Origin of the sequence: Agromyces salentinus (assembly GCF_009749395.1) — a bacterium.
In the GTDB taxonomy this organism is placed as follows: Bacteria; Actinomycetota; Actinomycetes; order Actinomycetales; family Microbacteriaceae; genus Agromyces; species Agromyces salentinus.
In genome coordinates this window covers 1-20,880 of the sequence record NZ_WBIR01000005.1, presented here as the reverse complement: position 1 = coordinate 20,880, position 20,880 = coordinate 1, and the positions used below count along the sequence as shown (strand labels likewise).

Genomic DNA, 20,880 nt, shown 5'->3' with positions numbered 1-20,880 from the left:
GGCGATGAGCGGATGCCTCGGCTGACGCTACGCTTCACCACATGCCGCCCGCGACCGTGACCGCCGCCATCGCGGCGTTCCTCGTCGGGGCTGGGCTCGGTTGGTGGCCGCTCGCCGCCTGGACGGTGCGGTCCCTGCGCTCACGCGAGGGTGCCCGCGTGCCGGTGCGCACCTTGCGCGTCGCGGCCGCGGTCATCACGGCGGTGACGTTCGCCGCCGTCGTGCTGCGGTTCGGGCTCGCGTGGATCGTGCCGGCGCTGCTCGTGTTCGCGGCATCCGCCACCGTGCTGACCCTCGTCGACCTCGCCGAGAAGCGGCTGCCGAACGCCGTGATCTTCCCGGCCACGGGCACGATCGCGCTGCTGCTCGTGCCGCCGACGTGGGCGACGGGCGAGTGGATCGCGCTCGCGTGGGCGGCCCTCGGCGCCGTCGCGATGTTCGCCGTGTACTTCCTCCTCGCGCTCATCTCGCCGTCCTCGATGGGCATGGGCGACGTGAAGCTCGCGCTGCCGCTCGGACTGCTGCTCGGGTGGTTCGGGGTGAACGCCTGGCTCATCGGGTTGCTCGCGGCCTTCGTGATCGGCGGCGTCGTGGCCGTGATCGCGCTCGCGCTTCGCCGCGTGACGCTGCGCGGATCGATCCCGTTCGGGCCCTCGATGCTCGCCGGGGCCCTGCTCGCGGCGCTCCTCGCCGGATAGTCGAGGCGCCGCCCGACACCGAAGACGATGGGGGCGCTCAATCCGCCCGGATGCGGCATCGGAGCGGGTCTCTGCCAGTTCCGATCGTCGCCGATAGGCTGGGCGGACGCGACCCTGGGGAGGTTCCGTGTCCGACCAGCAGTCAGGGGAGTGGCGGCCCGACGTCCTCGGCGAGGGCTTCGAGCAGCGCACGCTGCCGCTCGGCACCGACGATGAGGGCGAGGTCGTCGCAACGCTCGTGCGGTACACGCCCGGATTCCGGTGGCCGAGACGCCGTGGCGCGGCATCCGGGGCCGACGTGCTCTACGTGCACGGTTGGAGCGACTACTTCTTCAACACCGAGCTCGCTCGATTCTGGGCCGATGCCGGCGCGCGGTTCTTCGCGCTCGACCTGCGCAAGTACGGGCGCAGCCTCCGGCCCGGCCAGACACCGGGATACGTCACCGACCTCGCCACCTACGACGGCGACCTCGCGGCGGCGCTCGAGGCCATGGGCCACGGCGAGGCGACGGATGCCGCATCCGCTCGCCCGCTGATCCTGATGGGGCACTCGACGGGCGGCCTCACGCTGAGCCTCTGGGCTTCACGGCACCCGGGACGGGCTGCCGCGCTGATCCTCAACAGCCCGTGGCTGGAGTTCCAGCTGAGCCGTGCCGGGCGCCAGGCCCTCGCGCCCGTGATCGGCTGGGGCGCGCGCGTCAACCCGCTCGGGCCGATGCCGAACGTCGACCTCGGCTTCTACACCCGATCGGTCTCGAGGTCGTTCGGCGGCGAATGGGACTACTCCTTCGACTGGCGGCCCGAGCGCGGCTTCACGACCCACCCGGCCTGGCTGACGGGCGTGCTCGCCGGCCACGCCGCGGTCGCCGCGGGCATCGACGTCGGGGCGCCCGCGCTCACACTGCTCTCCACCCGCTCGACGCTGCTGCCCAGGTGGGACGAGGCGATGCGCGAGAGCGACAGCGTGCTCGTCGTCGACGAGATCGCCGAGCGTGCCACGAGGCTCGGGCCGGATGTCGCGGTGTCGCGCATCGACCGGGCGTTGCACGACGTGTTCCTCTCGCGCGCGCCCGCACGGGCCGCCGCCTACGCGGCGATCACGCGCTGGCTTCGGGGCTACGCCCCCCGCCGCTGAGCGCTGCCCGCGCCGCTCGTGCGACCGTTCGCGGCCTGGAGGACATTCGAGAACCTCCCTCCAGCCCGCGAAGCATCGCGGGAACCGAGCGACTCGTCCTCCACGGGCGAAGCCGGCGTCAGTGCGAGCGGCTCCGCCCGTGCGCGGGCATCCGTGCCCGCCGCGGAAGACATGCTCGGAGGATGAGCGGACGGCTGCTGGAGGGTGACGACGGATTCATCCTCGCGCGTGGCATGCGAGCCGCGGGGCGCGCAAGCGCGCTCGAAGCGGCGGTGGAGGCCGGAGAGATCGAGCGTGTCCGCCGGGGCGTCTATGCCGTTCCCCTGCACCACGACCCGGCCTTCCAGCAGAAGAGTCGGCCGGAACAGGCGGCCATGACGTACCGTCGCGGAGTCGCCGCTGCTGCCCAGACGTTGCAGGTGCCGGTGTTCACGTCGTTCTCCGCGATCGCCCTGCAGAGGCTACCGATCGTGGGGTCATGGCCAGAAGACGTCATCGTCCTCTCGCCGGACCGGCACGGGCACCGGCGTCTCGGCGTCATCTCGGTCGGCAGGTCGGCGGGCGACAGCCCCGCCCTCGAATTCATCGACGGGTTCCAGGTGACGTCGATCGAGTATTCGCTGATCCAGGTCTGTCGCCACGGGTCCCTCGCAGCTGCCCTGACCGCCATCGACGCCGCCCTTCAGGCCACGCCCGCGAGCAGGAATCCTCCGTTGACGACGCTCGACCGGCTCTGGGCCGAACACCGCATGATGGGGCGCTACACCGGGAGTCGCAAGACGCTCGCCGCCCTCCAGCGTGCGTCATCGCTTTCGGACACTCCACTCGAGACCTGCAGTCGCCTGGTCATCGAGGAGTGGGGCTTCCCCGCTCCGACCCAGCAGCAGGCCATCTGGCTGCCCGAGCTCGGGCGGAACGCGTACCTGGACTTCTACTGGGAGGAGTACGGCATCGGCGCAGAAGCGGACGGCAACGGCAAGTACCTCGGCAACGAGGGGGCCACCGCGTCGGCATCGATCGTCGTCCGCGAGAAGGAACGTGAGAACGGGCTTCGGCGCCGGCTCAGGGGATTCGACAGGTGGGACTGGTCGGAGATGTGGGCTCGGCGCCCCGTCCGTGACCGTCTCGTCGCGGCGGGCCTACCGCAGGTCAGGAGGCCGATGAGGCTCCTCTGACGGCTCGTGCGTGGCGCGCGGTGCAGCAACCGCGTGCCGGCCATAGCTTCGCTCCGGCGATGGTTTGCCGCTTGGAGGATGCGGCAGGCCATCCTCCAAGACGTGAAGCGTCGCGGGATGGAGCGCAGACGGAAGCGGCCGGGCGCGGACGGAAGCGGCCGGGCGCGGACGGAAGCGGCCGGGCGCGGAAGCATGCCGATGGGCGGCAGGCGCCCCCGCCCGTCAGCGGAAGTTGACGAACTGCAGGGCGACGTCGAGGTCCTTGCCCTTGAGCAGCGCCATGGTGGCCTGCAGGTCGTCGCGGCTCTTGGAGGAGACGCGCAGCTCGTCGCCCTGGATCTGGCTCTTCACCGACTTCGGCGCCTCGTCGCGGATGATCTTCGAGACCTTCTTCGCGTTCTCGCTGTCGATGCCGTTCTTCAGCGCGATCTCGATGCGGAACTCCTTGCCCGACGGGTAGGGCTCTCCGGTGTCGAGCGAGCGCAGGGTGATGCCGCGCTTGATGAACTTCGACTCGACGACCTCGAGCACGGCCTTGACGCGCTCGTCGGTCGCGGCCTTCAGCAGGACCTTCTCGCCGCTCCATTCGACCGAGGCGCCGACGTTCTTGAAGTCGTAGCGCTGCTCGACCTCTTTGCGCGCCTGGTTGACGGCGTTCTCCGCCTCCATCTTGTCGACCTTGGAGACGATGTCAAACGTGGAATCAGCCATGTCCGCAAGTCTACCGAGCGAGCGGATGCCGCAGCAGGGGATATCCCGCAGCCGAGCGGAAGCAACAGGGAGCCGCCCGGCTCGGCGGAGCCGCCCCTACCCCTCGGCGGGCCGAGCCGTGCTCGAGCGCACGCGGAGCTCGAACGGCAGGGGCGTCGCGGCGGGAGCCGGGGCATCCGTTCCGGGCTCGAGCTGCTCCATCAGGATCTCGACCGCCTTCTCGCCCTGCAGGCGGGGGAACTGCGACACCGTCGACAGGCCGAAGAAGTCGGCGAGGTCGTGGTCGTCGATGCCGATGATCGAGACGTCGCGCGGCACGACCATGCCGAGTTCGCGCGCCGCCAGGATCGAGCCGATGGCCATCTCGTCGGAGGCCGCGAAGATCGCGGTCGGCCGGTCGTGCGGCACGCCCAGCAGTTGCTTCGCCGCATGGAAGCCGCCGCGGATGGTGAAGTCCGCCGGGGCGAACAGGCGGGGGTCGACGTCGATGCCGGCGTCGGTCAACGCGTTCTCGTAGCCGTGCCGGCGGTTCGTCGGGAGGTGGAAGTCGAGGTCGTTCTCGACGTCGCCGCCGATGTGCGCGATACGTCGGTGTCCGAGCGCGAGGAGGTGCTCGGTGGCGAGCCGCGCGACCGCGACGTCGTCGATGGTGAGGGTGCGCACGCCCTCGATGGGGCCGCCGACGCCCACGAGCGGCTTGCCGAGCTCGTGCAGGCGCGTGACCTCGGAACCGGTGAGCTCGAGCGACACGGCGATGACCGCGTCGACGCGCTGCCGGAGGAGGAAGTGCTCGAACACGCTCGCGCGCTCGCCGCTGTCGCCCGACAGGTTGTAGAGCGTGAGGTCGTAGCCCTTGCGGAGCAGCGCGCCCTGGGCCCCCTCGAGCACCGAGGAGAAGAACCAGCGGTTGAGGAACGGGATCACGACGCCGATGTTGCGCGTGCGTCCGGAGGCGAGGCTCGATGCGTTCGAGCTGACGACGTAGCCGAGCTGCGCGGCGGCCTCGAGCACCTTCGACTTGGACGCGGGGGAGACGTGCCCGCGACCGCTCAGGGCGCGCGAAACGGTGGCGGTGGACACGCCCGCAAGGCGTGCGACCTCTTCGATGCCGGCCATCGCGCCTGCCTTCCGGGCTTCGCTGAACCTGGTCATCCTATCGGCGTGCCAGCGCGTGGCGCGTTGCCCGACGCGCCTTCGTAGGGTAGACAAGCACGGTCGGGCCCACGTTCGGGGGAAGGGGCGGTGTCCGTCAGCCGCCGCTCTCGAAGGGATACACGCACGTGAAGTGGGTCAAACGAATCCTCCTCGCCCTGGTCGTCGTGTTCGCCGCGTTCTACGTGATCACCCGTCCCGAGGATGCCGCGAACGTCGTGCAGGGCGCGTTCGGCGCCGTGTTCACCGCGACCGAGTCCATCGGTCAGTTCTTCAGTTCCCTCGCCTCGTAAGGCCATGGCCGTGCCCGGCCTCGACCCTCGCGTCGAGCGACACCTGATCTCCGACGAGGGCGAGTTCGTCGTCGATGAGGTCCGCAAGCACTGGGCGGCCGTCGCCGGCGCGATCCTCGAGGCGCTCGCCGCCATCCCGGTGCTCCTGCTCATCGCGTGGATCCCGTCCCAGATGTACTGGGTGCCGCTCCTGCTCGCGCTCGGGCTCGTGGTGCACGCGTCGTGGCGCATCCTCGGGGCGCGCATGGACCGGTTCGTGATCACGAACATGCGCGTGTTCCGGGTGCACGGCATCCTCACGCAGAACATCGCGACGATGCCGCTCGCCCGAATCCTCGACATCTCGGTGCACCGGCCCCTCATCGGCCGGGTGCTCGGGTACGGGCACTTCGTGTTCGAGTCCGCGGCGCAGGAGCAGGGGCTGCGCGACATCCGCTTCGTGCCGAGGCCGAACGAGCGCGGGCTCACGATCCAGCGCGTGATCCAGCGCGCCGGCCTCCGCGGCTCGTCGCAGGCGTGGCGGCAGGAGGACGAGCGCCGCGAGCGCGAGGCGATCGCCCGTTCCGCGGAGTCGCAGGCCGCAGCCCAGGCCGCGCAGTCCGCGCAGACCGCCGCGATGCAGCCGCCTCCCGGCCCTCGGTTCGAGACCGGCGACACCGCCGAGTTCCCGCTCGAGGATCACAACGCCACGGCCGAGATGCCGTGGTGGCGCTCGTCGTAGCGGCCGCTCCGGTCGGCTCGGAGACGTGTCGACGGATGCCGCGGCATCCGCTCTCGGCCTCGATTTCACGACTCGCCACCCGGCGGGTATCCTTGACAGGCCCCCGGTCGTGTGCAGAACGCGGTCGGGTGCGACTGGCGAGTTACCCAAGCGGCCAAAGGGATCTGACTGTAAATCAGCTGTCATCGACTTCGGGGGTTCGAATCCCTCACTCGCCACCAGGATAGAAACGGCCCGGTCAGACGCGTTAATTGCGTCGAACTGGGCCGTTCGACTGTTGGTTCATGGATTGCCCAACCTCAGCGCGGGCAATCCATGGGCAATCGACGCCGTCATTTCCGCGGATTTGGGAATCCGACTCCATCGGGAGACCCCGCCGAGCACGGGTCGCTGTCATCCGTTAGACGGCGTGAAGGCGTAGACCACTCGCGATGGCTCGGGCGAATTGGGCAGACACGCTCTCTCTGCCCCATCGTTTTATGCGCCAGGACAGATACCGCCCGTGACCGGACATGTGGCAGGGCTCCAGGTCCGAGGCGGCCTTTGCGAGAAAAAGGCTTGCGTCGGGGTCCAACCGGAATTGACCCATCTACCAAGCACGAGGATCACCGTGCTGGCCGCACCCTCGCGCTTTAGCGCAGCGCTAACACCCTGGGCTGACGCTCCGGTTGTCCACGTGTCATCGAAGATCAGAATTCGCTTGCCGCTGACGTCGTCCGGCACGTACAGAGAAAGCGGAGCGATCGAGCGCGAGGGCGCGTCAGTGACGCGCTGAATATTCATTCGGGGCCAAGGGAAGTAAGGGGCAAAGCCCTCGATTGGATGACCGCCCTGACGAGGTGTGGCGCGCCCAGACGGAACGATGACGTAGCCATCTATGGAACCGCCGGCCGCAGCTTCGAGGCAGTGGCTATGTCGGGTTAGGAACTGCCACAAAAGATATGTCAGGGGCGAGAACGCAGCTCCACGGGTTGGTTCATCCCACCCGTCCTTGTATTGCCGTAGAGCGTTCCGGATCTGCGGCGTCGCAGTGTCCGACGCATACGTTAGCGGTACCACCCAGTCCGCAAGGCTGGTCGGCCAACTGTTGCGTGCGGCGCGGCATGCCGCGCAGTACTCGGATCCCCCTGTGGGTTCTGTACAGACAGCACATGTGATGAGCGGCAATCGAACGGGCGTAACGAGGAGCGGCGTCAGTGTTCGGGTGGCAAGATCGTCCACCGGCTGCAGTGCAGGCGGCACTCCGGCGGCCGTCACGCGGGGAACGCCATCGGGGCATGATTGTGTAGGCGACTGAGGATGCGTTGAATCGCCAGACGACCTTCAGCGGCAGTGGCGACAACGGTCACATCGAATTGTCCGGAAGCGTAGTGGTGACCCCACGAAGTCTCTGCAGCTACCTGGGTTGTTATTACCAGGGGGCGGGCGTGCTTTACGGCCGCATCCGCCTGAATCCTCGTGCCCGACTTCTCCGCGGCTTCCGCGATTACTGTGATGCTGCTGTAGGCACTCATCGTGATGTTCCTCGCCGGGAAGGACCGCCGAGTAGGGCGTTCATCAGGAAGGAACTGCGAGAGCACGAGTCCAGTTCGCTCGATTTCGCCCTGTAGAGATCGATGCTCCCGCGGGTACACGTAGTTGAGGCCATTGCCGAGCACTGCAACTGTGCGCCCTCCGGCCTGCAGCGCGGCAGTATGGGCAGCGCCGTCCACGCCCCGGGCAAGCCCTGACACGACCGTCACCCCGTCTTCCGCGAGGGCAGCCCCAAGGTTTGCGGCGAAACGGAGTCCCCAATCACTCACTTCTCGGCTTCCGACTATTGCTGCCGACCGAGTGTCATGCCGAACGCTACCTCGAGCGAACAGGATCACGGGGTAGTCGTACACGGTCCGAAGCTGTGCAGGGTACTGGTCGCTGAAGGGAGTCAGAACTTCGATGTTCTGTTCTGACCATTGTCGTATCTGGGCCATCGCCCATTCGAGCTCGGTCGTGCGATCTTCAGCGACGAGTGCGCTGGGATCGGCGCGCTCCAAAATTTCCAGTGGCAGCCGGCCATCCTCAAACTCACGTCGAAGGACAGACGGAACCAGAGCGTTCTCTGCTCGGAATCGCAGTGCGACGAGTGCTGCGATCTGCTCGAGCTCGGCACTGTCGGACATGCAACAAGTCTACTTCCAACCCCCCGACAGTGCGGATCGTGATGCGTCGGTCGGCGGATTGACGGGCTCTGCCCGCCACTTCGTGACTCCTTGGCAGCAGATATTTCAATCCCTATCCGTCCGCACTCGGACCAGCGTGAACACACCCGGCACCAGGGTCCCGTCCAGAAGCTTGCTGTGATGGGACCCAGGCATCATTCCGCAATTCACTCGTCGGGGCCGCACACTTATCGCTGCTGAGTTCGCAGATGCCACCGCTAAAGAGGAACGCCTGATTATGGAGTGCGAAACCAGCGCCTCTCGATGAACGGGAACTTGATTCCGCGCGTGAACTGCGCTGAGCGGCGTGCAGAGACGTACTTATCGCCCGTTACGACGCGGTGCCACATGCGCCCTTGGGCGTCGCACATGACGGCAATTACCGTGCCGGTGTATTCGATGCCCTGTGGCATGCTCGCGTCGAGCAGAATCGTTTCCCCCGCGTCGATGTCATCGCCGTTCGTGTCTGGATAGGTCGCAGCCGATTTGGGCCGACCGCGGTCCCCCTTTTTTCGCCAATACACCTCCACGTACGGGAAAGGATGGCTGCTTCGGTTCGACACGACGACGTAGTACCAGGTCACGGCATACTCAAGCCGGACCGTCACCTGATCTGTTTGAGACCGTTTCCGAAGGTTCGCCTCTCGGAAGACCACCGCGATGGTGACGCCGACCGCCGCAATCGTGCCGATCGCTGCGAACCAGTCAGCAGCGCTACCCCATACCCATTCGTCATATCCAAAGAACTGGGCGACTGAGTTCCATGCCTCCGCCCACCATTCCATGGTGGCGAGACTATCCGTCTGTCGGGTGCTCGTGTGTCGGCACCCTTCTTTCGCAGCCGCCCCGGGGGACTAGCCTGAACCTTCAACTGCGTCGGACCGAGACCGCCCACGAGGGGATTCTGGTTCTGGCCAAGAGCGCGCGCCGGTCGCAGTAATCTCCGGGCGACTGCTCCGCTGCCGACGCCATTACCTGATGTGAGGTTGGAGTCGCTACCAACCGGCTTGTGCGGGTCGATCCGTGCGGGGCCATCATGATGCTGCGGAGTCAGCGGGCTTACGCGGTGGGGTGTCGGTCGGTTGGTCCCAGCTCGGCGCTTCATGGTCGAAGGCTCTGTACTCGCCGGCTCCGAAAGCCTGGAAACCCGTACAGATTGTCAGCCGCTATACGCGTAGCGGGCGGCGATGCGCGGGGGAGGGGTATGCCGGGTGGGTTGGGACGCGCGAGACGACTCGCATGTGTCTGGCCGCAGGACGTGGCACACACGTCAGCATGCTGGACAGGATCGCGTTGGGCCGAGTGGCCAGAATTGGCCGTGCTGAGACAGTCACCTCTGCCGTGGAAACTGGGTGACCTTCGCGGATCGGTGATCGCACGGCTCGTTCGCTAACCAGGCGTCGGCGCAATGCTTTTGGACGCGCCACATGGAGCCGGGCTTCCGCTGAACCCCGTGGAGCTCACCCGCCCTCGTCGCGCGCATGACTGTCCGAGTTGAGACTTGTGCCAGCTCGGCAGCTTGATGAACGGTGAGCCAGGCTGCCGGGTGATCGCTGGGCGTTGGCTCGCTTGGTGAAGCCGTGGGAGCGGACGCACGGACCAACTCGTCGACTACCGAGGCGATCTCTTCACGGACAATTCTCCGGAGAGTGGGCTCAATGTCGAGACTCATCCGGTGAAGCTATCGATGGGCTGCGGGCCGTAGGAGCGGACACGCGCACTGTCCCAGCATCCGCACGGGACAGCCCAGGCGCGGGACGCTCGGCCTCGAAGGTTGAGACTGCCCGTCTCGAGGAGCGTCTCATTCGTTGATGGAGAGGGTGGAACGAGCCGCGGGACGACTCGTTCCACCTTTCGCTACACCGCGCTCAGCTGCCGCGCGAACGCAGCTTCGACATCTGCTGCGCCCGCCCGCGCTTCGTGTTCGTACGGCGCGAGGTCGACGTGAGACAGCTCGCTCGGCTGACTCATCGCATAGTGCATCACGGCGGTCAGCAGCTCGACGTCATCGTTCGCGCGGAGGATCGCGGCGAGTTCGGTTGAGCCAGCGGCACGCTCTGGGTGTTCGACGAGGTAGTCATCGATGATTGACGACCATCCGAGCTCGAGAGCACGCGCGAAGATCGCATGGACATGCATCTCGTCACTGCGTCGCTTGGCTCGCTGATACGCCAGGAGCGCGTCTCGCGGATCATCGAGAGCATCAGCCAGCTCGTTGGATTCCCTACGTGCGCTGAGCACCGCAGCATCGTCGGTGGGCTCCCAGCCGAAGAGCAGGCGCTCCAGTTCGACGCGGCGCGAAAGCAAGGCATCCGCCTCGCGCGTGCGCAGCTTGTCGATGTGGATGCGCGTAGCGACGTACTCGCGCGCGATTCGGTCGCGCTTGCCATCGTCGGACAGCATGCGGTCCGTACGGACGCTATCGAGGGTCTGGGCGAACGTAACGATGCGCTGTGATGCCTGTGCTCGCAGCTGGGAAATGGTGTGTTCGAGGGTCATGTGTTTCCTTTCGGGTTGGGTGTTGCAGTGTGGTCACTGACGCCCGGCCATGCTGGCCGGGCGTTCGTTCCGTTCAACTGGCTGCGCCAGTCGTGAACGAAGTACGGCGGTCGGATCGCTCGCCCCAGTGAGTGGACGCCTGTCCGCGCGGGCGGCGATGATCTGTGCGCCCGGCCAGGGATTGCCTGCCCCAAGCCGATACGCGTGCTCGAGCAGTTCGTTCAGCGGGAGCGGGAGGCCCATTCGAGCGAGCTTCCGCCGCGCGAATCCTTCATGCTCGTGGGCGATGGGTCGACGCGATTCCGCCCATGCCCAAAGGTGGAGGGGGATGTCTTTGAGTCGATCTCGTGCATCAGCGTCGTAGTCGGTGGCTCTGGCCTGTTCGAGGCTCGAACCCTCCTCGCTTTGCGGAGTTAGCACCCTGGCGATCGGTTCAGTCAGGGGGGTAGGGGGGATAGAGGGAAGGGAAAGGGAAGGGAGTTCTCCGGCCACGCCGGAGCGTTCCCCAGATGGTTCGCCGGTCGGATGGGCGGAGCGTTCGTCGGCCTTCGCGCCGCGCACTTGCGCGACCACGCTGGCTGCCGGCTCTTCGAACTCTCCGGCGATACCGGACTGATCGACGAGCAGGCGGTATACCGTCCGATGCCTACCTCGCCGCGTCTCGGAGCGTTCGACGAGTGCAGGACGATCTGCTGTCGCGGCGCTGAGGCGGCTCAGAATCTCATAGACCGAACTCGGGAACATGCCTGCCCATGCGGCGAGTGCGTCAGCGCCGGGCGCGCTCTCGATGCCATCGAACGAATCGCACGCGAGAGCGAAGAGGACGAGCCGGTCCGCTGGATTGAGCCGGTACGATCGCGGAAGCGCTGCCACCGCTTCTACGGCGGGCCGCGGGCCGTCGACGACGAGCCTGGAGGCGCGTCTCGGTTCCCGTGAGGCGGACAGCTCAGCGCCCCGTGAGGGCCCGATATGGCCCACCAGAGGCGTCGAGACTCGCTCGATTGACGCGGATGAGGCGCGGGCCGAGACGCACTGCCTCCAGGTCGCCTCGCGCGATCATCCGGCGAATGGTCTTGGCATGTACGCCATGAACGTGTGCCACCTCCGCAATGGTCATCCACTCAGTGACGGTCGCTGTCATTTCTGTACCTCCCGGTCATCTCGCGTCGCTTTCAGTGGCGACGTGTCCACGCTAGGAGACGGATGGGGGCCGCTGGCGGACAAGAAAGTGCCCTTGGCCGGGATTTCTTGAAGGGTGCCTGTGGATAGCACGGGTCGATATTCGCCGGGTTCGTGCTCGGCATTCGGAGCGTTTGTACTCGGTCAACATGAGGTTATGCGAGCAAAAGCGCACGATCCGGGGGCCGATTCGCGCAGGTCACGCGTGACCCACGCGTGACTGACGAGTGAGTCACAGAGCGGTCACGCGTTGCTGCCACGTGACGATCCTGCTCTGCCTTGTGCGGGAATCTGTGGAGAAATTGTGGAGAGGTCGCTGGGATTCCTGCCGATGACTCAGACGCCTATGCGAGCGACCCGCTTCGATGCGGCTGACGGCATCGGCATCCGATCTGCGAGCTCCACCATTCGGTCGGCCGCGGCATGCTGGTACGCCATCGCAGCGATCGTGGTGGAGTGTCCGAGCAGTTTCATTGTCTCCCTGAGGGTCGCACCTGACTGTGCGTGCATGGTTGCAGCGAACGCACGGAGGTCGTGCTCTCGTACCTGTCCCCGGATGCTCGCGGCATCTCGTGCCACATCCCACGCCCGGTTCCATGAGCTATCCGTGAGAAACGGAGTCGAACCTGTCGGGGCGAAGATCAGCGACTCAGCGAACGGCCCGACATGCTCGGACAGATGTGCCTCTACTTCTTCAGACAAGGCAGACGGCAGCGTGACCAGTCGCACTCCCTCATCGGACTTCGGTGGGCCGACGTGCCAGCCGTGACCATTCACATACTGGGCTGCGCGCTCAACCCTGACTGCGACTCGGCCGTCCACGACCGTGACATCCGAACGGCGCAGGGCCCGCCATTCCCCGAGTCGGAGGCCGCCGTACGCGGCCAGCAGGACGGCCAGCCGAAGATTGTCGGGCATCGTGTCGAGAAGGACGCCAAGCTCGTCAATCGTCGGCGGCCGGTGCGACTTTCCAGTCAGGCTGCGCGTGAGGTTTGCCGGAACTGGGTTGCGTTCGATGATGCCGTCTACGACGGCGGTGTTCAGGATCGCGCGCAGCAGTCGGGCCTCCGCGCCAGCGGCCGTCTTCGCAGACTTCGCACGCTCTGAGTGCCATGCACGAACCCGCGCGGGAGTGATGTGGGTTAGCCGATCGTTCGCGAAGAGGGCGAGTCCTCGCTCGAGCTGGCGCTCATACCCGGTCCGCGTTTTCGGCCTCAACGGCTGTCCCTTTCCGTTGGCTCGTTGCTCAACCCAGGTCGAGGCGTACGCGCCGAACCGCTCCGAGTCGGCTCGCTTCGCCTCTGCTTCTGCCTCGGCTGCCAGAGCCGCGGGACTCTTCCACATGCTCCGCTGGATATCGACGCGCTGGCCCGCAAGCCATCCGCGGGCATCTTCGAGGGTGTCGAACGTGTGCGGAGCGTTATAACGCGTGCCATCGGGCCCGACGTAACTCGCTTGGTAGCGCCCACTCGCCCGCTTACGCACTGCCCCCCAGCTTTCACGTGCGGCGTCGTACTTTCGGCGGGTCTGTGTTGACATGCGGGCGCTAGGACCTTTCGGGCAATCCGTGGGCAATCCACGAAGTCGAATCGAGTTTCTCTGAGGGTACACAATCAGATACCGGGCGGTGCGAATCCCAGCAAACACGCGGGCACGAAGGGACATTGATCGACACGTGTGCCCACGCAATATCTGACTGTAAATCAGCTGTCATCGACTTCGGGGGTTCGAATCCCTCACTCGCCACCCTGAGCCCCGGCGGATCCCCAGATCCCGACCGGGGCTTCCGCGTCTCCGGATGCCCCATCCGCGGGAGTCGCCGCGGCTGGACATTGCATGGCAATCGGATCTTGTCAAGGGGGTCTGGGCGCTTGCCTGAGGGCAGTATCCCTGAATACAGTTGGCGCGACCGGCTCCCCTTCTTATGGCCGGCGGATGGAGTCGCCTGTGGACCCGGCGGAACTCGCCATCGATCCGGACGAACTGCGGCGGCTTGCAGAATGCGCGAAGGAGCCCATTCGCACGCCAGGCACGATCCAAGGTCATGGCACCCTGCTCGGCATCGACGACGCCACCCAGGTGATCGTCGTCGCGAGCGAGAACGCCCGCGAATGGCTCGGACGGCCGGTCGTGGAGATCGATGACGCCGACCTCGAGTTCGCGATGCGCACCGGCCGCGCGATCGACCCCGTGCGGGTCGAGTGGCAGGGGGTGCCGACCGATGCGATCGTCCACCGGCTCGACGGCCTGACCCTGGTCGAGCTCGAGCCCGTGCCGCCGGGCAACGAATACGCGCGCACCGCCGTCGTGGAGGCGATCACCCGCCTCTCCGGACTCACCTCGATCGAGGAGTTGCGCGCGGAGGCTGCGGCGGCGATCCGACGCATCACCGGCTTCGACCGGGTGATGATCTACCACTTCCACGACGACGGCCATGGCGAGGTGGTCGCCGACGACCACGTCGACGAGCTCGAGCCGTACATCGGGCTGCACTTCCCGGCATCCGACATCCCGGCGCAGGCGCGCGCCCTGTACCTGGCGAAGCTCGGACGGGCGATCGCCAGCACCACCGACCCGGGCATCCCGCTCCTGTCGGTGGCCGGCGACGCCCGAAGCATCGACCTCTCGAACGCCGAGTTGCGCAGCGTCTCGCCCCACCACCTGGAGTACATGCGCAACATGGGGCAGGCGTCGACGTTCTCGCTCTCGCTCGTCGAGGACGGCCGTCTCGTGGGCATGATCACCTGCGCCCACCGAACCGAGCGCCGGCTCCCGGTGCTGCTGCGGCGCTCGCTCGAGGTGCTCGCGGGACAGCTCGCGATGCAGTTCGCGTCGATGCGCGAGATCACGCGCCTGCGCCACATGGTCGAGGTCCGCGAGCGTCGGGCGGCCCTGCTCGCCCCGCTGTACGCCTCGGACGACATCCGGAAGGCCCTGCTCGGCGGCTCGCAGACCGTCCTCGACCTGGTTCCCGCAGACGGCGTCTTCGTGCGCATCGGCGGGATCGTCCGGGTGGGCGGTGACGTCCCGCCCATCGCCGACGTCACCAGGGCCCTCGAACTGCTCGAGGGCGGGTCCTTCGTCTCCGAGGCGCTCGCCAACGACCGGCCGGATGTCGCGAGCCTGCTGCCCGATGTCGCGGGAATGCTCGTCGTGTCGCTCGACGGCGACGGGGACGTGCTCGTGTTCTTCCGCGGCGAGGTCCTTCGCGAGATCTCGTGGCTCGGCGACCCCGGCGGTGTCGACCGTCCCGACGAGTTGTCGCCGCGCACGTCCTTCTCGGCGTGGCAGCGCACCATCGTCGGCCGCTCGGAGCCCTGGGGCACGGTCGTCGACGAGGCGGCCGACCTCGGGAGCGAACTCCAGGTCGCCCTGCAGCGGCGCGCCGAGGCGCAACTCGCTGAGCTCGCGATGCGCGACGCCCTGACCGGCCTCTACAACCGGCGATACCTCGTCGAGCGCCTGGAGACGCGAGGGCCCGTGGGCGCAGACGGCAAGGCCGTGCTCTTCGTCGACCTCGACGAGTTCAAGTCCATCAACGACCGCTACGGCCACGATGTCGGCGATGCGGTCATCCTCGAGGTCGCCGAGCGGCTCGCTGCGAACTCTCGTGAGCAGGACGAGGTCGTGCGCCTCGGCGGCGACGAGTTCGTCGTGCTCCTCGACGGCGTCATCGGCGAGGACGTGCAGGCCATCGCAGACCGGATGGTCGAGGCGATCGCGGCGCCCATCGTCAGGGGACGGGTGTCCCTCACGGTCACGGCGTCGTGCGGTGTGGTCGTGGCCGAGCCCGGGACGCCTCGGACGGGCCTGCTCGAAGCCGCGGACGCCGCGATGTACCGGGCGAAGCGGGCGGGGCGCAACCGCGTCTCGCTCTGAGGAGCGGCGGCCGACCCCGGTCGGCTGCCGTGACGCCGGGCGGCGCCCGGCGTCAGCCGGCGCGCTCGGGCTCGGGGGTCAGGCGCATGCCGCCGGCGCTGTTCGCCGAGTCGATGAGCACTTCGAGCCATGCCCGATTGATGTCGGTCACGTTCGTGTCGAACTCGAATCGCAGCGTGGCGGCGCCGTTGATCCAGATCTGCTGACGCCCGCCGGTCGGGCTCTCGATCGAGAGCGCGAAGCTCTCCTTGCGGCGGAGTTTCGCGAGCACGACGAATTCCACGTGCGCGAGCGTGCGGTCGGGCATGTCGAAGGACGCCGGAGGCGAGCCGTAGTGCAGGTTTCCCATCGACGTGATCCTACTGGGAGTAGCCTGATCCTGTGAGCATTGTGCACCGCCTGACCGTTGACGGACGCGACTACTTCCTGCCCGACCCCGTGACCGACCTCAAGGGAAACATCCTCGAGGCGATCAAGGCGGGTGGTGGGTACGTGAACATCCCACCGCTGCGCGGGGGACCCGGCATCGACATCCTCTTCTCGCCCGGCATGCCCGTGACCTGGTCGCAGATCGACGTGGGCGGCGAGACGGCCGACCGTGCCGACGACCGTTCCGGGTCGGGCGTCGACGACGAATTCGGCCTCTAGGGCCGCACGGGCCCGTCCGGGCTGTTTCTCGAGGCCTGGGAGACCGACGGGGCGGCACGCGCCCAGCCGTCGGTGACGCCGCACGTCAGGCGACGTCGTGGGTGACGCCTCGCCGTCAGGCGACGACGAGCAGCGGTTCGATCTCCTCCGCCGACAGGGCGGGTGCGAAGTAGAAGCCCTGGGCGCGATCGCATCCCCAGCGCACGGCGCGGGCGAGGTGCTCGTCGGTCTCGACGCCTTCGGCGACCACGATCGCGGCGCGCTCATGCGCGATGCCGATGCACTCGGCGACGAGAGAGTCGGCCTCCGGGCGCTGGTCGAGCATCAGCGAACGGTCGATCTTGATCTCGCTCAAGGGCAGCCGCCTGAGGCTCTCGAGCGTCGTGTGCCCTGCGCCGAAGTCGTCGACCGCGACGCCCACCCCGCCCTCGAGCAGAGTCTGGAGGGTGCGGTACTCCTCGCACGACTCCTGCAGTGCGGGTGACTCGGTGATCTCGACCGTCACCGCACGAGGCGGAAGGTGGAGCTCCTGGAGGTGCTCCAGGGTCGAGTCGGCGAACTCCGGGTGCAGTTCCGTGGGCGAGACGTTCACCGCGAAGGAGACCTCGATGCCCCGACCGTGCCACTCGACTGCCCGCCTCGCGGCCTCCTCGAGCATCAGCCGGTCGAGCCGCGCGATGTACCCCGACCGCTCAGCCTCCTGGATGAACCGGTCGGGCATCAGGACCCCGTACTGCGGATGATTCCAACGACAGAGTGCCTCGACCGCGACGACGCGGCCCGAGCGCAGGTCGACCTGAGGCTGGAAGAACGCGATCAGTTCCTCCTCAGCGAGCGCTCGACGAAGTTCCGCGGAAAGCTCCGCGGCTGAGGGCGTCCATTCACTCGTTGCCACGCGACCAGCCTCTCCCGCCATACCTGCTCTGGCAAGAGACCGCTCGATCGGCCCCGAGGGGTTATACTCCGCCATCGACGGTTTCGTGGGGTCGCTGCGCGACGGGGCCGAGACCGATATCCTGCCCATGATGGGCACCCTCACCTACGATTCCAAGCTGGTCGTCTCGTTCGACGATCGCGTCCTGGCACACCTGCAGTCGGTGATCTGGGCGAAGCTCCGCCGCGGCGAGTACTTCGCGTTCACCTGGACCGAATCCTCCTCGAGCGGATTCGGGCGCACCTCGGTCTGGATCTCGCCGTCCATTCCGCTCGCCTTCGAGTACTTCGGCGGGCGGCCGCCGCGCCTCAACGGCGCGTGGGTGCAGGCGCTGACCAAGGCGGCCAACTCCGCTTCGGGCCTCATCCTGGTGCCCGAACCCGCCGATCCTCTCGGCCAACCCGCTCAAGGGGCCTGACGGCCGCGTGCGGCAGCCTGGGGTCCGTCCGGCGCCCTCGGCGCATCGGATGGCTCCTGATCCGGCTCAGGGACGAGCACGAGGCCGCCTGGCGAGTTCGCCGCCGTCATGAGCGCGCGAACCCAGCGGGGGTTCAGCGGGATGTCGCGCTCCCCGAAGAACTCGAACGTCACGGGGATGTCGGGACCGAACCAGACCGAGTTGCGGCCGCTGCCGCGTTCGACGGTGTTCTCCCACGAGTACGCGAACGACTCGCCGCGCCGCAGCTTCGTGAACACGACGCTTCGGACGTGCGCGAGCGCGCGGTCTTCCAGCTCGATGGTCCGCGTGAAGTTCCAGGTCAGAATGCCCACGGGATCAGCATGCCAGTTCCGGACGGGGGCGTGCATATCGTCGCGGACCGGGCAGGGCTAGCGTTGGGGGCATGACCTCGAACGCGGCATCCGCTCAGCTGCTCGCCATCGCACGGGATATCGCCGTGCGCGCCTCGGAGTTCGCCCTCGAGGCGCGTCGCGCCGGGGTGAGCGTCGCCGCGACGAAGTCGACGCCGACGGACATCGTGACCGCGGTCGATCGTGACACCGAGGCGTTCATCAGGTCGCTGATCCTCGAGGCGCGCCCCGACGACGGCATCGTGGGGGAGGAGGGTGCGGCGCGGGTCGGGACGACCGGGCTCGACTGGGTCGTCGATCCGATCGACGGCACGGTGAACTTCCTCTACGGGATCCCGTCGTGGTCGGTCAGCATCGCGGTGGCCGAGCAGGCGGGGCCCCGGCGCATCGAGGGCTCGACGCTCGCCGGGGTGGTCGTGAACCCCGTCACCGGTGAGCTGTTCGAGGCGAGCCTCGGCGGCGGAGCGCGGTCGTCGGGCCGGCCCCTCGCCGTCAACACGGGCGTCCCGCTCGGGCAGGCGCTCGTCGCGACGGGCTTCGGGTACGCGTCCGAGGTGCGGCGCGAGCAGGCCGAGGTACTGCTCGGCGTGCTCCCCGAGGTGCGCGACATCCGGCGCATGGGCTCGGCCGCGCTCGACCTCGCCTCCCTCGCCGGAGGCCGGGTGGACGCCCTCTACGAGCGAGGGCTCAACGCATGGGACCACGCCGCCGGCGGGCTCATCGCCCGCGAGGCCGGTGCCCGGGTCGGTGGTGTCCGCGGCGGGCGCGAGGACGTCGAGCTCCTGGTGGCCACCGCCCCAGACCTCTACGACGCATTCGCGGCCCTGCTCAGGGCGTCCGGCGTCGACGCCTGAGGCGCCTCACTCGGGGCGCCTGGAGGAGCGTTACCGGCCCGGAGGCGCCATCCCTCGGCAGGCGCTCGGCGGTGCGGGCCGCGCCTGCTCGGGACATCCGATTCGGAGAAGTCTCTCAGGTCGGGCGAGCTCGGCACGGGCAGGCGCTGGAAACGTGCGGATCGCGTCGCCGAGACGCCCACGGACGACGGATCCACCCGCTGGACACGTGGCACGAATGGCGCGTTCGATATACGCTTTACCAATCCGTAATCCCGGCGGTGAAGTCGGGATGCCATCTCCCTCCCCCGTCCGTACGTCGAAGGTTCACTACGTGCTCGAGTCCCCCCTCGTGCCCGACGATTCCACGCCAGGCACCCAGGATCCCCTGCGGTCCGGGCGACCCCTGACCCGTCGGGAGCTTCGCGAGCGGGAGTCCGGTGAGACGCCTCGCACGAGCGTTGCCGGCGGTACGGCGGCGGCGGATTCGAGCCCGGTTCGCCCGAGTTTCGACGACCTCTTCGGTTCCGCCTCGGCCAGGGCAGCGCCCGGCGCGGCGCCTCGCACGCCGTCGCAGCCCTCGGCACCTGCCGCCTCGCCGGTCATGCGTTCGATGCCCTCCCCCGCCGCGACGCCGGCCCTGCCTCCGATTCCGGCACCGATGCCGGAGTCGCCCGCAGCACCACAGCCCTCGGGCGAGGTGCCCGGCCGCCGCGCACGCCGTGCCGCTTCGTCGTTCGAGCCCACGGTCGTCCCGGTCGCCGGAAGCCCGCTCTCGATCCCGGCCGCGCCGGTGCAGTTGAACCTCGGCGGCGCAGAGGGACTCGACATCTTCGGCGTGCAGGAGGCCGATGCCCGCGCGGGTCACTCGGTCACGGCGCACGAACCCACCGCAGGGCTGCGCAGCCGGCGGGAGCAGCGCGGCGACGTGCGAGACCAGCCCGCGGCATCCGCTCGCTCGTCGCGTCGAGCGACGCCCGCCTCGTCGACCCGGAGCCGCGCGACAGCCGGCCAGACCCCCGCGGCCGGTTCCGGCAACCCGCGTCCCGGTGCGGCGCCGCGCGCTCGGCGTCGGGCCCGCGGACTCGCCAGCATCGTCGCCATGAGCTTCGCCGCGATGCTCGCCGTCACGACGACGATTCCCGCGCTGTCGCTGCTCAGCGAAGACGACGTCCAGGCGCTTGCCTTCTCGCAGGGCGGCGGCGACTCCATCGACGGGCAGTCGCTGGCCATCGGCGACGTCACGGCGCCCTCGGTGGGTCGCGAGGGGTATGCGTCGCAGACCATCGAGGAGTACGCCGAGGCCGCCGGCATCCGCGCGGAGGCGACCTTCACGAACAATCCGAGCGGCACCATCCAATGGCCCTTCGCGGTCGGCGTCCACATCGGCGACCGGTTCGGGTACCGGGACTGCGCCGGCTGCTCCGAGGACCATCACGGCCAGGACTTCAACCCCGGATTCGGTGCGCAGATCCAGGCCATCGCCGACGGCGTCGTCTCGGAGTCGACCGACGAGGGCGGCTCGCTCGGCGTCGTCACGATGATCGACCACCAGATCGACGGCGAGACCGTCACGAGCGTCTACGCGCACATGCAGTACGACTCGCGCCGCATGGAGGTGGGCGACGTCATCAAGGTCGGCGACGTCATCGGCCTGACCGGCAACACGGGCATGTCCACGGGCCCGCACCTGCACTTCGAGATCCGCATCGGCGGCATCGACGGCGAGTGGGTCGACCCGCTCGACTGGCTCTACGCCAACACGAACTAGTCGCGCCGCGCGACGGGCTCCTCTCGTCCCGCCTGCCGCATCCGCCGGCTGCCGAAGCGTGATCGTTCCGGCGACGGTTTGCGGTGTGGAGGAAGCTGACGGGCGTCCTCGAACCGGGAAACCGTCGTGGGAACGGCAGGAGCCCGCCCGTGCGCGCGATGGCGGAGCGCGTGCGGGGCGCGCGGGCGCGTGGGCGCGGGGTGCGCGGCGCGGGCGAGCGTGTGCGGGGCGCGCGTGCGGGGCG

22 protein-coding genes, 1 tRNA gene and 1 pseudogene are annotated in these 20,880 nt (G+C 68.0%); 11 read left to right on the top strand and 13 right to left on the bottom strand.

The features are described 5' to 3' along the window. The first annotated feature begins 41 nt into the window (after positions 1 to 41). The 3 genes from GQQ95_RS05960 (at position 42) to GQQ95_RS05950 (ending at position 3,008) form a co-directional block, all read left to right on the top strand. Positions 42 to 698 carry a prepilin peptidase gene (locus GQQ95_RS05960; RefSeq protein ID WP_157426754.1) on the top strand — a complete coding sequence of 219 codons (657 nt, stop codon included), beginning with the start codon at positions 42 to 44 and terminating at the stop codon, positions 696 to 698. 127 nt (positions 699 to 825) lie between these two features. Then, positions 826 to 1,833: an alpha/beta hydrolase gene (locus GQQ95_RS05955; RefSeq protein ID WP_157426753.1), complete on the top strand. Its 1,008-nt coding sequence runs from the start codon at positions 826 to 828 to the stop codon at positions 1,831 to 1,833. Between the two features lie 182 nt (positions 1,834 to 2,015). Continuing rightward, positions 2,016 to 3,008, top strand: coding sequence for a type IV toxin-antitoxin system AbiEi family antitoxin domain-containing protein (locus GQQ95_RS05950; RefSeq protein ID WP_157426752.1), 993 nt, complete (start codon positions 2,016 to 2,018; stop codon positions 3,006 to 3,008). A 222-nt stretch (positions 3,009 to 3,230) separates the two neighbouring features. Here the strand turns inward: GQQ95_RS05950 and GQQ95_RS05945 are convergent, their stop codons facing one another. Then, entirely contained in the window at positions 3,231 to 3,719 is a 489-nt protein-coding gene (locus tag GQQ95_RS05945) for a YajQ family cyclic di-GMP-binding protein (RefSeq protein ID WP_157426751.1), read from the bottom strand. Between the two features lie 96 nt (positions 3,720 to 3,815). Beyond that, positions 3,816 to 4,835 carry a LacI family DNA-binding transcriptional regulator gene (locus tag GQQ95_RS05940; protein ID WP_157426750.1) on the bottom strand — a complete coding sequence of 340 codons (1,020 nt, stop codon included), beginning with the start codon at positions 4,833 to 4,835 and terminating at the stop codon, positions 3,816 to 3,818. Between the two features lie 164 nt (positions 4,836 to 4,999). Between GQQ95_RS05940 and GQQ95_RS19300 the strand changes: the two genes are divergently transcribed. The 3 genes from GQQ95_RS19300 to GQQ95_RS05930 all read left to right on the top strand — a co-directional run bounded on the left by GQQ95_RS19300 (position 5,000) and on the right by GQQ95_RS05930 (position 6,106). Continuing rightward, positions 5,000 to 5,164, top strand: a complete 165-nt coding sequence (locus GQQ95_RS19300; protein WP_170296985.1) for a hypothetical protein — start codon at positions 5,000 to 5,002, stop codon at positions 5,162 to 5,164. Between the two features lie 4 nt (positions 5,165 to 5,168). Then, the gene (locus GQQ95_RS05935) at positions 5,169 to 5,885 is read left to right on the top strand and encodes a PH domain-containing protein (RefSeq protein ID WP_157426749.1); all 717 of its coding nucleotides are present in this window, start codon (positions 5,169 to 5,171) and stop codon (positions 5,883 to 5,885) included. A gap of 136 nt (positions 5,886 to 6,021) precedes the next feature. Then, a tRNA-Tyr gene (locus GQQ95_RS05930) sits at positions 6,022 to 6,106 on the top strand. Between the two features lie 1,032 nt (positions 6,107 to 7,138). On the opposite strand, the gene GQQ95_RS05925 is transcribed toward GQQ95_RS05930, so the two are convergent. From GQQ95_RS05925 to GQQ95_RS19850, 8 genes and pseudogenes are all read right to left on the bottom strand, one after another. Beyond that, entirely contained in the window at positions 7,139 to 8,044 is a 906-nt protein-coding gene (locus tag GQQ95_RS05925) for a DNA-processing protein DprA (protein WP_157426748.1), read from the bottom strand. Between the two features lie 275 nt (positions 8,045 to 8,319). Beyond that, entirely contained in the window at positions 8,320 to 8,868 is a 549-nt protein-coding gene (locus GQQ95_RS05920) for a hypothetical protein (protein WP_157426747.1), read from the bottom strand. A gap of 545 nt (positions 8,869 to 9,413) precedes the next feature. Further along, the gene (locus tag GQQ95_RS19805; RefSeq protein WP_157426746.1) at positions 9,414 to 9,755 is read right to left on the bottom strand and encodes a helix-turn-helix domain-containing protein; all 342 of its coding nucleotides are present in this window, start codon (positions 9,753 to 9,755) and stop codon (positions 9,414 to 9,416) included. 185 nt (positions 9,756 to 9,940) lie between these two features. Next, complete coding sequence (locus GQQ95_RS05910; protein WP_157426745.1) at positions 9,941 to 10,582, bottom strand: hypothetical protein; 642 nt, start codon at positions 10,580 to 10,582, stop codon at positions 9,941 to 9,943. Positions 10,583 to 10,615: 33 nt separating this feature from the next. Continuing rightward, positions 10,616 to 11,455 carry a hypothetical protein gene (locus GQQ95_RS05905; RefSeq protein ID WP_157426744.1) on the bottom strand — a complete coding sequence of 280 codons (840 nt, stop codon included), beginning with the start codon at positions 11,453 to 11,455 and terminating at the stop codon, positions 10,616 to 10,618. 73 nt (positions 11,456 to 11,528) lie between these two features. Then, entirely contained in the window at positions 11,529 to 11,699 is a 171-nt protein-coding gene (locus tag GQQ95_RS19590; protein WP_157426969.1) for a helix-turn-helix domain-containing protein, read from the bottom strand. Between the two features lie 398 nt (positions 11,700 to 12,097). Next, positions 12,098 to 13,105, bottom strand: a complete 1,008-nt coding sequence (locus GQQ95_RS05895; protein WP_170296984.1) for a tyrosine-type recombinase/integrase — start codon at positions 13,103 to 13,105, stop codon at positions 12,098 to 12,100. A gap of 15 nt (positions 13,106 to 13,120) precedes the next feature. After that, positions 13,121 to 13,300: pseudogene (locus GQQ95_RS19850) on the bottom strand (hypothetical protein); the annotation flags it as partial. Between the two features lie 396 nt (positions 13,301 to 13,696). Here GQQ95_RS19850 and GQQ95_RS05890 point away from each other — a divergent pair. Further along, complete coding sequence (locus tag GQQ95_RS05890) at positions 13,697 to 15,640, top strand: sensor domain-containing diguanylate cyclase (protein WP_157426742.1); 1,944 nt, start codon at positions 13,697 to 13,699, stop codon at positions 15,638 to 15,640. Between the two features lie 52 nt (positions 15,641 to 15,692). On the opposite strand, the gene GQQ95_RS05885 is transcribed toward GQQ95_RS05890, so the two are convergent. Then, positions 15,693 to 15,989 carry a DUF7882 family protein gene (locus GQQ95_RS05885; RefSeq protein WP_157426741.1) on the bottom strand — a complete coding sequence of 99 codons (297 nt, stop codon included), beginning with the start codon at positions 15,987 to 15,989 and terminating at the stop codon, positions 15,693 to 15,695. 32 nt (positions 15,990 to 16,021) lie between these two features. On the opposite strand from GQQ95_RS05885, the gene GQQ95_RS05880 reads away from it, so the two are divergent. Then, positions 16,022 to 16,288: a hypothetical protein gene (locus tag GQQ95_RS05880; protein ID WP_157426740.1), complete on the top strand. Its 267-nt coding sequence runs from the start codon at positions 16,022 to 16,024 to the stop codon at positions 16,286 to 16,288. 115 nt (positions 16,289 to 16,403) lie between these two features. Here GQQ95_RS05880 and GQQ95_RS05875 read toward each other — a convergent pair whose 3' ends face one another. Continuing rightward, a complete protein-coding gene (locus GQQ95_RS05875) occupies positions 16,404 to 17,183 on the bottom strand; it encodes an EAL domain-containing protein (protein ID WP_170296983.1) in 780 nt (259 codons plus the stop codon). Positions 17,184 to 17,313: 130 nt separating this feature from the next. Between GQQ95_RS05875 and GQQ95_RS05870 the strand changes: the two genes are divergently transcribed. Continuing rightward, on the top strand, positions 17,314 to 17,640 hold the full coding sequence (locus GQQ95_RS05870; protein WP_157426738.1) for a DUF7882 family protein: 327 nt from the start codon (positions 17,314 to 17,316) through the stop codon (positions 17,638 to 17,640). Here the strand turns inward: GQQ95_RS05870 and GQQ95_RS05865 are convergent. After that, positions 17,628 to 17,993 carry a DUF7882 family protein gene (locus tag GQQ95_RS05865; RefSeq protein ID WP_212275314.1) on the bottom strand — a complete coding sequence of 122 codons (366 nt, stop codon included), beginning with the start codon at positions 17,991 to 17,993 and terminating at the stop codon, positions 17,628 to 17,630. The genes GQQ95_RS05870 and GQQ95_RS05865 overlap by 13 nt on opposite strands. Positions 17,994 to 18,064: 71 nt before the next feature. On the opposite strand from GQQ95_RS05865, the gene GQQ95_RS05860 reads away from it, so the two are divergent. After that, on the top strand, positions 18,065 to 18,886 hold the full coding sequence (locus GQQ95_RS05860; RefSeq protein WP_157426737.1) for an inositol monophosphatase family protein: 822 nt from the start codon (positions 18,065 to 18,067) through the stop codon (positions 18,884 to 18,886). Between the two features lie 640 nt (positions 18,887 to 19,526). After that, entirely contained in the window at positions 19,527 to 20,636 is a 1,110-nt protein-coding gene (locus tag GQQ95_RS05855; protein WP_170296982.1) for a M23 family metallopeptidase, read from the top strand. The last annotated feature ends 244 nt before the right edge of the window (positions 20,637 to 20,880 follow it).